This is a genomic window from Corynebacterium sp. HMSC073D01, from assembly GCF_001815555.1.
GTDB lineage: Bacteria > Actinomycetota > Actinomycetes > Mycobacteriales > Mycobacteriaceae > Corynebacterium > Corynebacterium glucuronolyticum.
Genome location: NZ_KV821039.1, coordinates 1 through 14,196 on the forward strand (window position 1 = coordinate 1; position 14,196 = coordinate 14,196).

11 protein-coding genes are annotated in these 14,196 nt (G+C 59.6%); 2 read left to right on the forward strand and 9 right to left on the reverse strand.

The features are described from left to right. Positions 1–95: 95 nt before the first annotated feature. Positions 96–1,532, reverse strand: a complete 1,437-nt coding sequence (gene glnA, locus HMPREF3044_RS06555) for a type I glutamate--ammonia ligase (RefSeq protein ID WP_070740196.1) — start codon at positions 1,530–1,532, stop codon at positions 96–98. Between the two features lie 92 nt (positions 1,533–1,624). On the opposite strand from glnA, the gene HMPREF3044_RS06560 reads away from it, so the two are divergent. Continuing rightward, positions 1,625–2,101, forward strand: coding sequence for an RDD family protein (locus tag HMPREF3044_RS06560; protein ID WP_070740198.1), 477 nt, complete (start codon positions 1,625–1,627; stop codon positions 2,099–2,101). Here HMPREF3044_RS06560 and HMPREF3044_RS06565 read toward each other — a convergent pair whose 3' ends face one another. The 4 genes from HMPREF3044_RS06565 to lipB form a co-directional block, all read right to left on the reverse strand. Next, the gene (locus HMPREF3044_RS06565) at positions 2,102–3,703 is read right to left on the reverse strand and encodes an aspartate:alanine exchanger family transporter (RefSeq protein WP_070740201.1); all 1,602 of its coding nucleotides are present in this window, start codon (positions 3,701–3,703) and stop codon (positions 2,102–2,104) included. Positions 3,704–3,814: 111 nt separating this feature from the next. Beyond that, on the reverse strand, positions 3,815–4,588 hold the full coding sequence (locus HMPREF3044_RS06570; protein ID WP_005389396.1) for a DUF4191 domain-containing protein: 774 nt from the start codon (positions 4,586–4,588) through the stop codon (positions 3,815–3,817). Between the two features lie 61 nt (positions 4,589–4,649). Beyond that, complete coding sequence (locus HMPREF3044_RS06575; RefSeq protein WP_070740204.1) at positions 4,650–5,681, reverse strand: lipoyl synthase; 1,032 nt, start codon at positions 5,679–5,681, stop codon at positions 4,650–4,652. 13 nt (positions 5,682–5,694) lie between these two features. Then, a complete protein-coding gene (lipB, locus tag HMPREF3044_RS06580; RefSeq protein ID WP_070740207.1) occupies positions 5,695–6,471 on the reverse strand; it encodes a lipoyl(octanoyl) transferase LipB in 777 nt (258 codons plus the stop codon). A gap of 197 nt (positions 6,472–6,668) precedes the next feature. Here lipB and HMPREF3044_RS06585 point away from each other — a divergent pair, with 197 nt between their 5' ends. After that, positions 6,669–8,231, forward strand: a complete 1,563-nt coding sequence (locus tag HMPREF3044_RS06585; RefSeq protein WP_005389399.1) for an aspartate-alanine antiporter-like transporter — start codon at positions 6,669–6,671, stop codon at positions 8,229–8,231. Positions 8,232–8,290: 59 nt separating this feature from the next. Here HMPREF3044_RS06585 and gcvH read toward each other — a convergent pair whose 3' ends face one another. The 4 genes from gcvH to sucB all read right to left on the reverse strand — a co-directional run. Continuing rightward, positions 8,291–8,677, reverse strand: coding sequence for a glycine cleavage system protein GcvH (gcvH, locus tag HMPREF3044_RS06590; RefSeq protein WP_005389401.1), 387 nt, complete (start codon positions 8,675–8,677; stop codon positions 8,291–8,293). A gap of 72 nt (positions 8,678–8,749) precedes the next feature. Then, positions 8,750–9,856 carry a glycine cleavage system aminomethyltransferase GcvT gene (gene gcvT, locus HMPREF3044_RS06595; RefSeq protein WP_034989456.1) on the reverse strand — a complete coding sequence of 369 codons (1,107 nt, stop codon included), beginning with the start codon at positions 9,854–9,856 and terminating at the stop codon, positions 8,750–8,752. Between the two features lie 88 nt (positions 9,857–9,944). Beyond that, the gene (gcvP, locus tag HMPREF3044_RS06600) at positions 9,945–12,809 is read right to left on the reverse strand and encodes an aminomethyl-transferring glycine dehydrogenase (RefSeq protein ID WP_070740211.1); all 2,865 of its coding nucleotides are present in this window, start codon (positions 12,807–12,809) and stop codon (positions 9,945–9,947) included. Positions 12,810–13,104: 295 nt separating this feature from the next. Then, a partial coding sequence (sucB, locus tag HMPREF3044_RS06605; RefSeq protein WP_070740214.1) for a 2-oxoglutarate dehydrogenase, E2 component, dihydrolipoamide succinyltransferase occupies positions 13,105–14,196 on the reverse strand: 1,092 nt, incomplete at its 5' end.

The window sequence follows — 14,196 nt, forward strand, 5'->3', positions numbered from 1 at the left end:
ACTGCTCGAAATACAACCCCCTCAGCAGGGGGGTTCCCTTCGCACGTCGAAAAGCAAAAACCCCAGGCTCTTGGAGCCTGGGGCGAGGTGAGTGACTAGCAGTTGTAGTACATCTCGAACTCGAGCGGGGTCGGGCGGAGACGTGCCGGGGTGATCTCGTTATCGACCTTGAACTTCACGTACGTGTCGATGAGGTCCTCAGTGAAGACATCACCCTCGGTGAGGAACTCGGAATCCTCGGCGAGAGCCTTGAGAGCCTCTTCGAGAGACGCGGGAGCCTGCGGGATGGACTGGGCCTCCTCCGGCGGGAGCTCGTACAGGTCCTTGTCCACCGGGGCATGTGGCTCGATGCGGTTCTTGATGCCGTCGATACCAGCCATCATCATGGCGGCGAAACCGAGGTACGGGTTGCCCGACGGATCCGGCGCACGGAACTCGATGCGCTTTGCCTTCGGGTTCGAGCCCGTGATCGGGATACGAATCGCTGCGGAACGGTTGCGCTGCGAGTACACGAGGTTGATCGGGGCCTCAAAGCCCGGAACGAGACGGTGGTAGGAGTTCAGCGTTGGGTTCGTGAATGCGAGTACGGCCGGTGCATGGTGGAGGATGCCACCGATGTAGTAGCGGGCCATGTCGGACAGTCCGCCGTAGCCAGACTCGTCGTAGAACAGCGGCTCGCCGTCCTTCCACAGAGACTGGTGGGCGTGCATGCCGGAACCATTGTCACCAGTAAGCGGCTTCGGCATGAAGGTGACGGACTTGCCGGCTTCGATTGCCGTGTTCTTGATGATGTACTTGAATGTTTGCAGGTCGTCGGCGGCGTGCAGCAGCGTGTTGAAGCGGTAGTTGATCTCATGCTGCGAGCCGGTGCCCACCTCGTGGTGGAAACGCTCGATGTGGAAGCCGGCCTTCTGGAGATTCCGGGTCATATCGTCGCGCAGGTCAACGAGGGTGTCAGCAGGGGCGACGGGGAAGTAGCCACCCTTGATCGGGGTCTTGTTGCCCAGGTTGTAGGAGCCGTCCAGGTCGATTTCCTTGTCGCGGTTCCACCAGCCCTCGTCGGAGTCAACGTGGAAGAAGCCCTGGTTGGTGTCCGTCGAGTAGCGCACCGAGTCAAAGATGTAGAACTCGGCCTCCGCGCCGAACTGGCACACATCGGCGATCCCGGTGGAAGCCAGGTACTCCTCGGCCTTGCGGGCGACGTTGCGGGGGTCGCGGCTGAACGGCTCGCGGGTGAACGGGTCGTGGACGAAGAACTTGATGTTGAGGGTCTTCGCCCGACGGAAAGGATCCAAAACTGCGGTGGAGAGGTCTGGAAGAAGCGTCATGTCGGATTCGTCGATGGTAGTGAATCCGCGGATGGAGGAGCCATCAAAGGCGAGGCCCTCTTCTACCGCACCCTCATCGAATTCAGAGGCCGGAATGGAAAAGTGGTGCTCGATTCCGGGGACATCTGTGAAGCGAATATCAATGAATTCCACTTCCTCGTCCTTGATGAATTTCTGAATCTCCTCCACATTTTTGAAGGTCATTATTTCTCCTCGCGCGTGTCGCTTACAGATGTTTAGAGTCTACTTCATGCCTCCGCGCTAATACATCTGAACTGCCGGGTAAGGTTATCGGCATGCGCGACAAGAATTCCAGCTGGCTCAACGGCCCACAGATTCCTGCTCAAAATGAGGACCCCTCGCGGCCGAATCGGTGGCCGGGGGAGCAAATCGGTTTGGCGGAATCTGGCCCCGGCTCGCTTGCTTCCATGATGCGACGGATCGGGGGCTTGCTCATCGACTGGATCATCGCTGCCATTGTTGCGTCGGTCATCACCCACTTCACCCACGCGTTGGGAGGCCAGGCGACGGTCCAACTCCTTGTGTGGGCGGTTATCTCTGTGGTTTCTGCCACGCTGTTTGCGCGCACCCCGGGGCAGGCAGCCTTGGGCATGGGCATCGCCTGTATCGATAGGCCGGGGCAGCGCGTCGGGTTCCTTCGGTGCCTGGCACGCACGCTTCTCACGGTCTTTATTCTTCCCCCGATTCTTACCGACGCCGATGGTCGCGGTCTCCACGACCGTGCCACAGGCACGGCCGTTATTCGCGGTTAATCACACCAGCAGGAAGAACAGAGCCTGCGCGCAGATGATCTTGGTGATCATCGCCATCGGATAGACCATGGCGTACCCCGCCCCGGGCATATCATTTCTAGCCTGGTCGGATGCGTAGCTGAGAAGAGCAGGGTGCGTATGGAGCGCGGCGATGAAACCGGTGAGCGTTCCGTACGGTATTTTGAGCACCTTGTGGCCGACGACCACCGCCGTCGTAGCAAGCCCCATGGTAATGATGGCACCGAAGCCAATAACCTGGAGGGACGTTGGATCGTGGAGTGCGGAAGCGAAGCCAGCTCCGGCTGTCGTGCCAATGCCGGCGAGAAACAGTGTGAGACCAAACTCCTTGAGAATTCGGCCAGCGGCATACGGTAGATGCCACACGAAGTGTCGCGTGCGGGACAGGGATCCGAGGATGACGCCCATAACCAGTGGGCCACCCGCAGAGCCTAGCTTGAGAGAGACACCACCTGGAAGCGGAATAGCGATCATGCCGAGGAGCAGGCCGAGAAGCAGCCCGCTGAGGAGGGGAAGCATTTCGAGGGTCGCCGCTTGGGTGTAGGAATCTCCGAAGAACCGGCGCGCCTTCTCACGATTTTCTGGTGTCGACACGATTCGGATGCGATCACCCAGGTGCAGAATCATATCCGGGCGCGCAACCTGATCGTCGTCGCCGTGCTTGACGCGCGAGATGAGGACACCGGGCAGCTTAGGTTTGAGTTCCGCCAGGGGGTACCCGACAGTGGATTCGTCTGTGACTACGAGCCGGTCGTAGTCTAAGCCCTTGTTGCGGTCTGGACGGGAACTGACAAAGGAACCGATGAGGCGCTCTGACTTCTTCAGATCCTCCGGAGATCCGGCAATAGTGAGGATATCGCCGATCTTCGGGCGGTCTCCGGTTCCGGCGAGTATTTCCTTCTTGCCGCGACGAATGCGGGTGATGATGATCCCCAGATCGAAGATTTCGGGAATATCATCCACGGGTGGGAGGTTATTGACTTCCACCTCGATCTGCCAGTGCTCAAGCTCGTGGGGAGTCAACCCTGCCTCGTCTGCTTCCTTTTCGTAATCCACCCGGAACACTCTCTGGAAGATGGCGAGCACGATGATGACTCCGAGCACGCCTATCGGGTAGGTCAGGGAATAGGTCACGACCGGGACCTGCGCATTGCCGATCCCCGAGCTGTTAATGGATTCCACCACTGCGGCTAGCGCGGGTGTGTTCACGAGTGCGCCGGTGAAGATGCCACCCGCCGTATCGGGTCCGAAGCCGAGTAGTAGCGCTCCTCCAACGGTTGCCACCGTGGCGAGGAGGAGAAGAATGACGAGGTAGAGGTTCAGTTTCCAGCCCGTCGTTCGCAGGGTGTGGAAGAATCCGGGGCCGAACTCAAGGCCGATCGTGTACACGAAAAGCGTCAGACCCATGTTGTAGAGCAGTGGTGGGAGCTCGATATCGGGGGCGAGTGTAGCGAAGCCAAGGCCGACGAAGAGGACGGCCGCCACGCCCAGTTTGATGCCAAAGAAGTTAATTTTCCCGATGATAAGACCAACAGCCATGATTACCACGAGGGTAAATAGGGGGTTGTCCACGAAAAACTCCATACATTAACACCACCAAATTTGCCCCACATTATCTATAAGTGCCCCCGAAATGGGGCAAAAAAGAACCCTCGCCCGCGTGGGCGAGGGGGATGGTGGTGCAGACAGAGGGGATTACTTGGAGCGGTTTGCGTGCCTGCGGGCGCGCCGGTTCATGCCAGACATCTTGGCCCCCTTGGGTAGTGGCCCCTTGGGGAGACCGGCGCCGGGGCCGGACTGGGCATCCATGGACTCCACGCGAGCGGCCATGCCGGGGACCGCGTTCTTCTTGTAATTGCGCGGAAGCTTCATAATCTCACGCTGCAGCTTCTTCAGCGGCACCTGGCCTTCGCCGTCGCCAACGATGAACTCGTACACGGGGATCTTCTTGGCGATCCGGTTAAGACGCTTCTTCTGCTGCTCCATGAGCGGCTTGAGGCGGTGCGGCTCGCCCTCTCCGACGAGGATGATGCCTGGGGCACCGACGACACGGTGCACGACATCCATGTGCGTGTTGGCAGCAACTGCAGTCTTAGAGCGCCACTGCATACCGGGGCCGTCCTTGAGGTTTTCAACCACCCACGCGGCGGCACCAGGCTGATCTGCGGTGCGTTCGTAGAAGCTAGACTCCATGCGCTTGGGGAAGATATACATGGCGAGCATGGCGCCCAGCATGAGGCCGATGATGAGGCCGAACCACTGAGCGGAGAAAGCAAGGCCGATAAGGAACCCGAGGATACCGAGGCCGAGGAAAGCCGACAGCATGAGCGGGATAAGTTTCTTATCCTGCTTCCGCTGCATGTTGAAGGCTTCCCATACCTGCTTGCGGGTCTGCTTGCGCTGTTCGCGCTTGGCTTTCTTGGCTTCCTTCTCCTGAGCTTTTATTTGTTCTTTCTTGCTATCTGCCATGTGTACCACCCTTTACGTCGTCGTTTTATCTGCCGGAAGTAGTTTACAGTGCGGGCCCGCCTTACTTCACACCGACGGGCGTATCCTTGCTCGGCCCGTACTTCTTGAGCAGCGTGGATGCCTCCTGTGCAGTGGAACCTTGGGAGGTTTCGGCCAGGTGGGCGAGGTTTTCGGGGAGTTTCTCACCGCGTGCGGCAATGGTCTGCGCGTACAGGCGACCTGCGCGGTAGGAGGACCGGACCAGAGGACCGGACATGACACCGGAAAACCCAATTTCCTTGGCGTACTCGGCATGCTCGACGAATTCTTCTGGCTTCACCCAGCGGTCGATCGGGTGGTACCGCAGACCGGGGCGGAGGTATTGGGTGATGGTGATGATGTCGCAGTGCGCGGAACGGAGGTCGTCGAGCGCCTCACGGATCTCCTCTGGGGTTTCGCCCATGCCGAGGATGAGGTTGGACTTGGTGACGAGACCGAAGTCGTGCGCTTGCTGGATGACATCAAGGGAGCGGTCGTAGCGGAACGCCGGGCGGATGCGCTTGAAGATGCGCGGTACAGTCTCCACGTTGTGGGCGAAAACCTCGGGCCGTGCCTCGAAAACGATGCGGAGGAGGTCCGGCTTGCCCGAGAAGTCAGGGGTGAGGTTTTCCACGCCGGTGTGCGGGTTCAGTTCGTGGATCTTGCGCACGACCTCGGCGTAAAGCCACGCTCCTTCGTCGTCAAGATCATCGCGGGTGACACCGGTGATGGTGGCATAGTTGAGTCCCATCTCGCGGACGGACTCGGCGACGCGACGTGGTTCATCGCGGTCAAGAGGATCGGGCTTGCCGGATGCGATCTGGCAGAAGTCGCACCTGCGGGAGCACTGTGATCCGCCGATAAGGAAGGTCGCTTCGCGGGATTCCCAGCACTCGTGGAGGTTGGGGCAGCCGGCTTCCTGGCACACCGTGTGCAGCGAGGCACCGGCGACGCGTTCGCGCATGTCCCGCAGCTCCGGGCCGGTGGATACTTGGGTGCGGATCCACCGCGGCTTGCTTTCGATCGGTGTGGTTGAGTTTCGGCGCTCAACGCGCAGCATTCTCTTTTCAGCCATGGTTTTTCCTTGTCTACTTGTGGTCGTGTGCGTGTCGACGATGGGGGAGACCCTTGGTTGGGTCGGGAGCGGAGCCGAAGGTGTGATCTGCCACCTGCAGCCGCCCTTCGAACGCTTCGATGAGATTGTGGACGAGCGGTTCGGTTACTTCTTCCACGGTGACATCGCGCCCCAGTTCATCGCTCATCGTGGTCACCCCTGCATCGGAAATCCCACAGGGGACGATGTAGTCGTAGTATTCCAGAGTGTTGTCACAGTTGACGGCAATTCCGTGCATCGTCACGCCACGGGTGATGCGGATTCCGATAGCCGCAAGCTTGCGATCTGGCTTGCCATCTGAAGCGGGGACCCAGACACCTGACCGGCCGTCGATTCGTCCGGCTTCGTGGATTCCCATGTGTCGGACGGTTTGGATGATCGCCTCTTCTAGGCGACGCACGTAGTCGACAACATCGACGGGATCGTCGAGCTTAATGATGGGGTAACACACCAGCTGGCCGGGGCCGTGCCACGTGATGCGGCCGCCGCGGTCGATGTCAACAGTCTCGATATCGGAAATTGTCGGGCGATCCTCTGGCTGAGTCCGCTTGCCGGCCGTATACACCGAGGGGTGCTCGAGGACGAGGATCGTATCCGGGATTTCCTCATCGTGGCGCTGGAGGGCGAGTTTTGCTTGTTCGTCCCACATTTGTTTGTAGGACTGCTCGCCGAGTGTTCGCACGTCAATCGGATCAGAGGACTTTCTGATGGGTTGATCAGAGGGGGTGAAGGGAGGACGAGGTGCTGTCATAATACCTTTCAACGCTACGTAGCCGTTGACGCTTCCCTGCTACAAGAAGCGCTGTGACCGGGAACATTTTGTGGCCAGTCACATGCTGTACTTATAGGGACTATCTTACTGCATCGCCCAGCTTCATTGTCTCGGGGGAGCTGGGCTTTTGCTTCACGGGTGTGGTGGATGGCCGTTAGTTAGGTAATTTAGATACTATGGTTGACTTGCTTAGTTCTAACACCCTCATTGCGGTCTTCCTTGTCATCGCATTGGGGGCGTGGTTTGGGACCGTAAAATTCGGGCCCATCAGATTCGGCGCCGCGGGCGCCTTGTTCCTCGGCCTTGTTATTGGTGCCTTCGTCGTACCAGAGAGCGCAGATCTCACCCTGCTGCAGAACCTGGGGCTGGGTTTGTTTGTGTATCTCATCGGTTTGGAAGCAGGGGAGGAATTCTTTAAGGACATCAAGGCTCAGTTTGGCCTTATGGCTGCATCCGTTGCGGCCGTGACGATCGGTGCGGTTGTCGCTGTGTTCGCCGGAATGCTCCTGGGACTGAGCCGCGAGTTTAGCGTCGGTGCTTTCGCAGGCTCCTTGACCTCGACACCGTCGCTGTCTCTGGCGCAGGCACAGACTGGGTCGTCGGATCCGGCCGTGGGTTACTCTCTTGGCTACCCGACGGGCATTATCGTGGCTATTATTCTCGTCCTTATCACCATCAACAAAGAGTGGAAGGCAAAGAAGGATCAGCTGGAAAAGGGAACGGATGACCTGCGAGGCGTGCTCATCCGCGTCACCAACCCTATGACTCGGGATGAGCTGGCTGAGGCTGTCGATGGCGACTACATCCTCGCCTCCATCCGTCGCCATGGCAAACTCCATTTTGGTCGCGTTGATTATCAGCTGAAGAAGGGCGATGAAGCCTACTTCATGACGAACAAAGCAACGCATGCTGACCTCGTGCACACCCTGGGGCAGCGTCTGCCACTCCAGCGCATCCGCAGCCCGCATGTCACCGTACAGCGGTACACGGTGTCCAACTCGGATATCACCGGAAAGGAAATCGGTGAGCTTGGTATCTACAAGAGCGGCAAGGCACAGATTTTGCGCATCATCCGTGGCGACGAGATTATTCTCGCCACCCCGGAAACTGCACTTGACCCCGGCGATGGTGTCGAAGTTGCGCACGAAACGATCGATCGCGACGCCATGGAAGAGTTCTTCGGTAACTCTGCGCAGGTGTCTGCGGAGCTTGACTGGGTGCCCACCGCGCTTGGTCTCTTCGCTGGTTTCGCCCTGGCAATTGTTCCGATCCCGCTGCCTGGTGGCAACGAGTTCCAGATGGGAGCCGCTGGTGGTCCGCTCATCGTCGGCTTGATTCTTGGCGCTCTGCGCCGTACAGGGAAGCTGTCGTGGAAACTGCCCGCAACCGCGAACTTCACGCTGCGCCAGTACGGTCTCATGCTCTTCCTGGCCGCCGTGGGTCTGGCTTCGGGCGAAGCGTTCGCTTCCGCAGTGTTCAGCATGACAGGTCTGAAGCTCATTCTGCTGTCCGCTATCGTGTGCCTTGCTGCCTGTGGCTCGCTGCTCGCAGCAGGATTTTTCATGGGGCGCTCGGCAACACGCTCCAATGGTGCTGTCGCAGGCCTTTTGGGTCAGCCAGCAGTTCTTCAGTACGCCATGCAGAACACGACGGACTCGCGCGTCATGTCCGGCTACTCAGCGACTTTCGCCATTGCCTTGATTTACAAGATCCTTGTGATTCCCTTCATGCTTGTATAAAGCGTCGAAAAGCCAAAAAATCCTCCCTCAGAAACTGAGGGAGGATTTTTTGTGGAGCCTTAGGCGTTGTCAGCCTCGTAGCCGGCCTTGTCCTTCACCGGACCAACCTCGGAGACCTGCACCTCGTAGATCCAGCCCTCACCGTAGGGATCGTTGTTGATGAGCGCCGGGTCATCTTCCAGGGCCTCGTTCACGGCAGTGATGGTGCCGGAAACAGGGGAGAAGATGTCAGACACTGACTTGGTGGACTCAACCTCGCCACAGGGCTCGGAGTGAGTTACCTCGTCGCCAACAGAGGGGAGGTCAACGTAGACGATCTCGCCCAGGGCATCGGTTGCGATCTCAGTGACACCGACCTTGACAGTCTTGCCCTCAGCCTCAGCTGCGGGGACATCGATCCACTCGTGCTCAGCAGAGTAGGAGTAGTTCTCGGGCAGATTAGCCATGTTCAAACCTTTCGTTTGTGAATGTGACGGGCGTGAGGCCTCGACATAGTCCTCACTTATTATGCCCGATTCTTACTTGTCGCGCTTGTAGAACGCGCCCTTCACCACAGTGTAGGGGTAGCGCTTGCCACGAATGTCAGCCTCGAGCTTGGCGCCCTCGCCTGCTGCCTCACGCTTCACGTAGCCCATCGCGATGGGGTAGCCGAGCGTGGGGGAGAGCTGGCCGGAGGTGACGTAGCCAACTTCGTTGCCTTCGGGGTCGAAGAGCTTAGCGCCCTCACGTGCGGCGCGGCGACCCTCACCGACCATGTTGGTCAGCTTATTGGGGGAAACCGGAAGGTCCAGCAGGATCTTGCCGTAGAAGTCGCCTTCCTTCTCCTTGCCCGTAATGCCGCGCATGCCGGCATCGACGGTGGTCAGGTCGTGGGTGAGCTCGTGGCCGTAGAGGGGCATGCCGGCCTCGAGGCGGAGCGAGTCGCGAGCAGCAAGCCCGCAGGGGAGCAGGCCATGATCCTTGCCGGCCTTGAGAAGTGCGTCCCACAGCTGCGGTGCCTTCTCGTTTTCGATGTAGAGCTCGAAGCCGTCCTCGCCGGTGTAGCCGGTGCGGGCAACCAGAACCTTCTCGCCAGCCACGGTGTGGTACTCGGCGGCGTAGTACTTGAGGTTCTCGAGCTTCTCGTGCTCTTCAGCCGGGATGACCTCCTTCAGCACTGCCTCGGAGTTCGGCCCCTGGCAGGCGATGTTAGAGATCTCGCGGTTCTTGTTCTCGAGGGTGACATCGAAATCGCCCTTGCGCTCGACCATGGTGTCCCATACGGTCTCGGCGTTGCCGGCGTTGGGGACGACCCAGAAGATACCGTCTTCGACGTGGTAGATGATGAGGTCGTCGATGATCCGGCCGTCTTTCTCCACCATGTGGTTGTACTTTGCGCGACCAACGGCCAGCTTGGAGTAGTCAGCGATGAAAGCGTAGTTGAGGTACTCCGTTGCCTCCGGGCCACTGACGATGATCTCGCCCATGTGGCTCAGGTCGAACAGGCCTGCTGCTTCGCGTACAGCGCGGTGCTCGTCGAGCTCGTTGCCGTACTTGAGGGGCATCTCCCAGGCACCGAACATGGTGAAGGATGCGCCGAGTTCCTCGTGCTTGGAGTGCAGGGGGCTGTGCAGAGTTTCAGTCACAAAAATCTCCTTTAATTGAGAAAAGCTGATGAGGGAAGTCGTGTTGGGGAACCCCGGGGTGAAAACCACCCCGGGGCCGGAGGAGGACCTAGTCCTCGATTGAGAAGGTCTCCGGCGAGGGGCACTCGCAGAAGAGGTGGCGATCGCCGTAGGCCTCATCGATGCGACGCACTGACGGGTAGTACTTGTCGCGGAGCAGACCGTCTACCGGGAAGACCGCTTCCTTACGAGTGAACTTGTAGTTCCATTCGTCGGCGGCAGCGGAAGCCGCGGTGAACGGGCTGTTGGTGAGAACCGAATCTTCGAGGGCAATCTTGCCGTCGATGACATCCTGGATCTCAGCGCGGATCGTGCGCATAGCTTCGATGAAGCGGTCCAGCTCCTCCTTGCTCTCGGACTCCGTCGGCTCAAACATGAGCGTGCCGGGAACCGGGAAGGCAAGAGTCGGGGCGTGAATGCCGAAGTCCATGAGACGCTTAGCCACATCGGTGGCGGAAACGCCAGAGAGCTTCTCCACCGGGCGGATATCGAAGATCGTCTCGTGTCCGACCAAGCCGTTCGGGCCGTGGTAGAGGACCGGGAAGGAATCGTCCAGTTCCTTTGCCACATAGTTGGCGTTGAGGACAGCGACCGCAGTGACGCGCTTCAGGCCTTCAGAGCCCATCATTGCCAGGTACATCCATGTAATCGGGGTGACACCAGCGGAGCCGAACAGGGTACCAACCATGGGGATGCCTTGGCCCTCGGGAACCGGCGAGTGCGGATCCGTTGCCAGCGGATCTGCCGGCAGGAACGGAATGAGGTGTTCGCGAACCGCAATTGGGCCAACACCAGGGCCGCCGCCACCGTGCGGGATAGCGAAGGTCTTGTGCAGGTTCAGGTGGCTGACATCGCCGCCGTACTGGCCGGGGCGAGACCAACCACACTGTGCGTTCATGTTGGCACCGTCGATGTAGACCTGGCCGCCGTAGTCGTGAACCTTCTTGCACACCTCGCGAACCGTCGGCTCGTAAATGCCGTGGGTGGACGGGTAGGTAATCATGATGGCGGCGACGTGGTTGCTGTACTTCTCCAGCTTGGCGTCGAGGTCATCGACGGAAATGGAGCCGTCCTCGTTGGAATCGATAACGACTACGCGCAGGCCGGCAAGGGCTGCGGATGCCGCGTTCGTGCCGTGTGCGGAGGCGGGGATGAGGCAAATGTCGCGCTCATGGTCTCCGTTGGCAACGTGGTAACGACGGATTGCAAGGAGGCCGGACAGCTCGCCCATAGCGCCGGAGTTCGGCTGCAGGGAGACCTTGTCGTAGCCGGTGATATCGACGAGCCAGTTCTCTAGCTGCTCGAGCATGGCACGCCAGCCCTTGGTTTGCTCAGCCGGTGCGTACGGGTGCAGACCTGCGAACTTCGGCCAGGTAATGGGTTCCATGGCAGCTGCGGGGTTGAGCTTCATGGTGCAGGAACCCAGCGGAATCATGGCGCGGTCGAGAGCCAGGTCGCGATCCGAGAGGCGACGCGTGTAGCGCATCATCTGCGTCTCGGAGTGGACCGAGCTGAAGATCGGGTGCGGAACCGGGTCGTCAGTACGGCGCAGCGACTCTGGGTACTCGGCGTACTCGGTTTCCACCTCGCGGGTGACACCGAATGCCTCGAGGAGGGCGGTAATGTCCTCGTCCTTGGCAGACTCACCGAAGGCCACAGATACCTTGTCATCGCCGATGTGGCGGATGAGGTAGCCGGCTTCCTCTGCTGCCTTGACGATCTGCTTCGCGCGACCGGATACGCCCACGGTAACGGTGTCGAAGAAGTCGTCGTGAAGGACGCTCAGATCGCCACCAGCCTTGCGGATGTTAGCTGCGAACGTGGAGGCGTAGGTGTGGATCCGGTCAGCGATGCGACGCAGTCCAGCAGGTCCGTGCCACACGGCGTACATCGAGGCCATCGTTGCGAGCAGTGCCTGTGCAGTACAGATGTTACTGGTGGCGCGCTCGCGGCGGATGTGCTGCTCGCGGGTCTGGAGGGTGAGGCGGTAGGCCGGGTTGCCGTCAGCATCCTTGGATACGCCGACGATGCGGCCAGGCATCTTGCGGACAAGCTTGTTCGTGACGGCCATGTAGGCGGCGTGCGGGCCACCGAAGAAGAGCGGAACGCCGAAGCGCTGCGTGGAACCAACGGCGATGTCCGCGCCGAGGGAACCGGGGGACTCGAGGTGGATGAGTGCCAGTGGGTCGGCAACGACTGTTGCGTAACCACCGACGGAGTGAACCTGCTCGATGATGGGGCGGAGATCGACGATATCGCCCTCCGTGCCCGGGTAGGCGAGGATGACACCGGCGAGTCCGTCCTCGGCGATACCCGAGGTGACATCGGCGATTTCAACGTCGAAGTCGAGGACGCGGGCGCGCTCCATGGCGACGGTGAGATCCTGGCGGTGCAGGCGCTCGTCGAAGACAACCTTGTTGGCCTTGCGGGCGCTGCGCACCATGAGGGCTGCGGCCTCGGCGACGGCGGTTGCCTCGTCGAGTAGCGATGCGTTGGCAAGGTCAAGGCCACTGAGATCCTTGAACAGGGTCTGGAAGTTGAGCAGTGCTTCCAGGCGACCCTGGGAGATCTCAGCCTGGTAGGGGGTGTATGCCGTGTACCAGGCTGGGTTCTCGACCACGTTGCGGCGGATGACCGGCGGCGTGATCGTGTCGTTGAAGCCCTGTCCGTAGAAGGACTTGAGCACGGTGTTCTGGCGTGCGTAGGTGCGCAGCAGCTCCTGTGCCTCGTGCTCGCTCAGTGGTTCGATGAGCTTCGTGACTGCTTCGTCTTCGATGATGTCACCGGGGATAGCAGCCTGCATGAGCTCCTCTAGGCTGTCGTAGCCCAGATCCTTGAGCATTTCCTTCTGGTCATCAGCGTCAGGCCCAATGTGCCGATTATGAAACGGCAGGGGGGTGATGGGGTTCGTCATTAGTGGGTTTTCCTCCTAATGGTTAAAGGTCCCGATTTGTTATTACCTAATTGATTGTACGTGGTAAAAGGTGTCGGGGATGGACAAAAAATGGGAAGTGTGAGTGCAGTCACGTTGGGTATATTCACTGGTAGTTATAGTGCTACATCGAACTGGTTGTGACCTTTAATAACCACATATCAAGCGCATAAAAAGGTGGAATGTTACCCCTAACATGGGGTAGTTTGTGGGGGTGTTAGGGGATAAAAAATCCCCTTCCGGTCATTCCGGAAGGGGATCTCGTGTTGCCGTGGAATTACAATTCCAGGTCGGCCTCGAAGTCGATGTTTTCGAGGCGGTCACGAACAGTTGTCATGAATCGGCCTGCATCGGCACCATCAACGACCTGGTGATCGTAGGTCATCGGCAGGTACACCATCTGGCGTACCGCGATGGCGTCGACACCGTTTTCCGTCACAACGACGGGGCGCTTGGTGATGGCACCCGTGCCGACCATGGCGGCTTGCGGAGGAACGACGATCGGGGTGTCAGACAGAGCACCTTCGGAGCCAATGTTCGTGATGGTGAACGTAGCACCAGCGAGATCATTGGGCTTCAGCTTGCTGCTGCGGGCGCGATCAGCAATATCGACGATTTCCTTGGCCAGCTCTGGCAGGCTCTTGTCCTGAGCGTCGTGGATGACCGGGGTGAGAAGACCCTGCTTGGTGTCCACGGCGATGGCCAGGTTCACCGACTCGTGGTACGTCATCTCCTTGGTCTCTGCGTTGTAGGACGCATTGACGTTCGGGTGAGCAACGAGCGCCTCGACGATAGCCTTGGCAAAGAACGGCAGGTAGGTGAGCTTCACGCCGTGCTTCTCCTGGAACGCCTGCTTGTTGGCGGAGCGGAGTTCGGCGATCCGGGTCATATCCACCTCGTGCAGCTGGGTGAGCTGTGCGGCGGTCTGCAGAGCCTCGAGCGTCTTTGCTGCGGTGATAGCGCGGATGCGGTTGACTTTCTTCGTCGTACCGCGCAGTGCTGCCTTGTCCGGGTCTACGGACTTGGTGGACGTGCGCTGCTCTGCAGTGGCAGGTGCAGCCGCAGAGTCCGTGGAGCCTTCGCCGTTGACGATGGCGAGGATATCCTGTTTGCGGACGCGTCCGCCAACACCGGTTCCTTCAACAGTATTGAGGTCGATGTTGTGCTTTTTAGCGAGCTTGCGAACCAGCGGCGTCACGTACGGAACGTGATCGTCCTCGGAGGAAGATGCCGCTGCGGGCTTCGACTCTTCCTTCTTCTCTGCAGGCTTAGACTCGGCCGGCTCTTCCTTCTTTTCTTCCTGGGCGGGCTCTTCCTTTTTTTCTTCCTGGGCGGGCTCCTCTTCCTTCTCGGCGGGCGCTGCGTCGGC

Excerpts from the sequence above, each read along its gene's own strand:
- glnA (WP_070740196.1), bottom strand. The coding sequence starts at position 1,532 with ATGACCTTCAAAAATGTGGAGGAGATTCAGAAATTCATCAAGGACGAG.
- HMPREF3044_RS06560 (WP_070740198.1), top strand. The coding sequence starts at position 1,625 with ATGCGCGACAAGAATTCCAGCTGGCTCAACGGCCCACAGATTCCTGCT.
- HMPREF3044_RS06565 (WP_070740201.1), bottom strand. The coding sequence starts at position 3,703 with ATGGAGTTTTTCGTGGACAACCCCCTATTTACCCTCGTGGTAATCATG.
- HMPREF3044_RS06570 (WP_005389396.1), bottom strand. The coding sequence starts at position 4,588 with ATGGCAGATAGCAAGAAAGAACAAATAAAAGCTCAGGAGAAGGAAGCC.
- HMPREF3044_RS06575 (WP_070740204.1), bottom strand. The coding sequence starts at position 5,681 with ATGGCTGAAAAGAGAATGCTGCGCGTTGAGCGCCGAAACTCAACCACA.
- lipB (WP_070740207.1), bottom strand. The coding sequence starts at position 6,471 with ATGACAGCACCTCGTCCTCCCTTCACCCCCTCTGATCAACCCATCAGA.
- HMPREF3044_RS06585 (WP_005389399.1), top strand. The coding sequence starts at position 6,669 with ATGGTTGACTTGCTTAGTTCTAACACCCTCATTGCGGTCTTCCTTGTC.
- gcvH (WP_005389401.1), bottom strand. The coding sequence starts at position 8,677 with ATGGCTAATCTGCCCGAGAACTACTCCTACTCTGCTGAGCACGAGTGG.
- gcvP (WP_070740211.1), bottom strand. The coding sequence starts at position 12,809 with ATGACGAACCCCATCACCCCCCTGCCGTTTCATAATCGGCACATTGGG.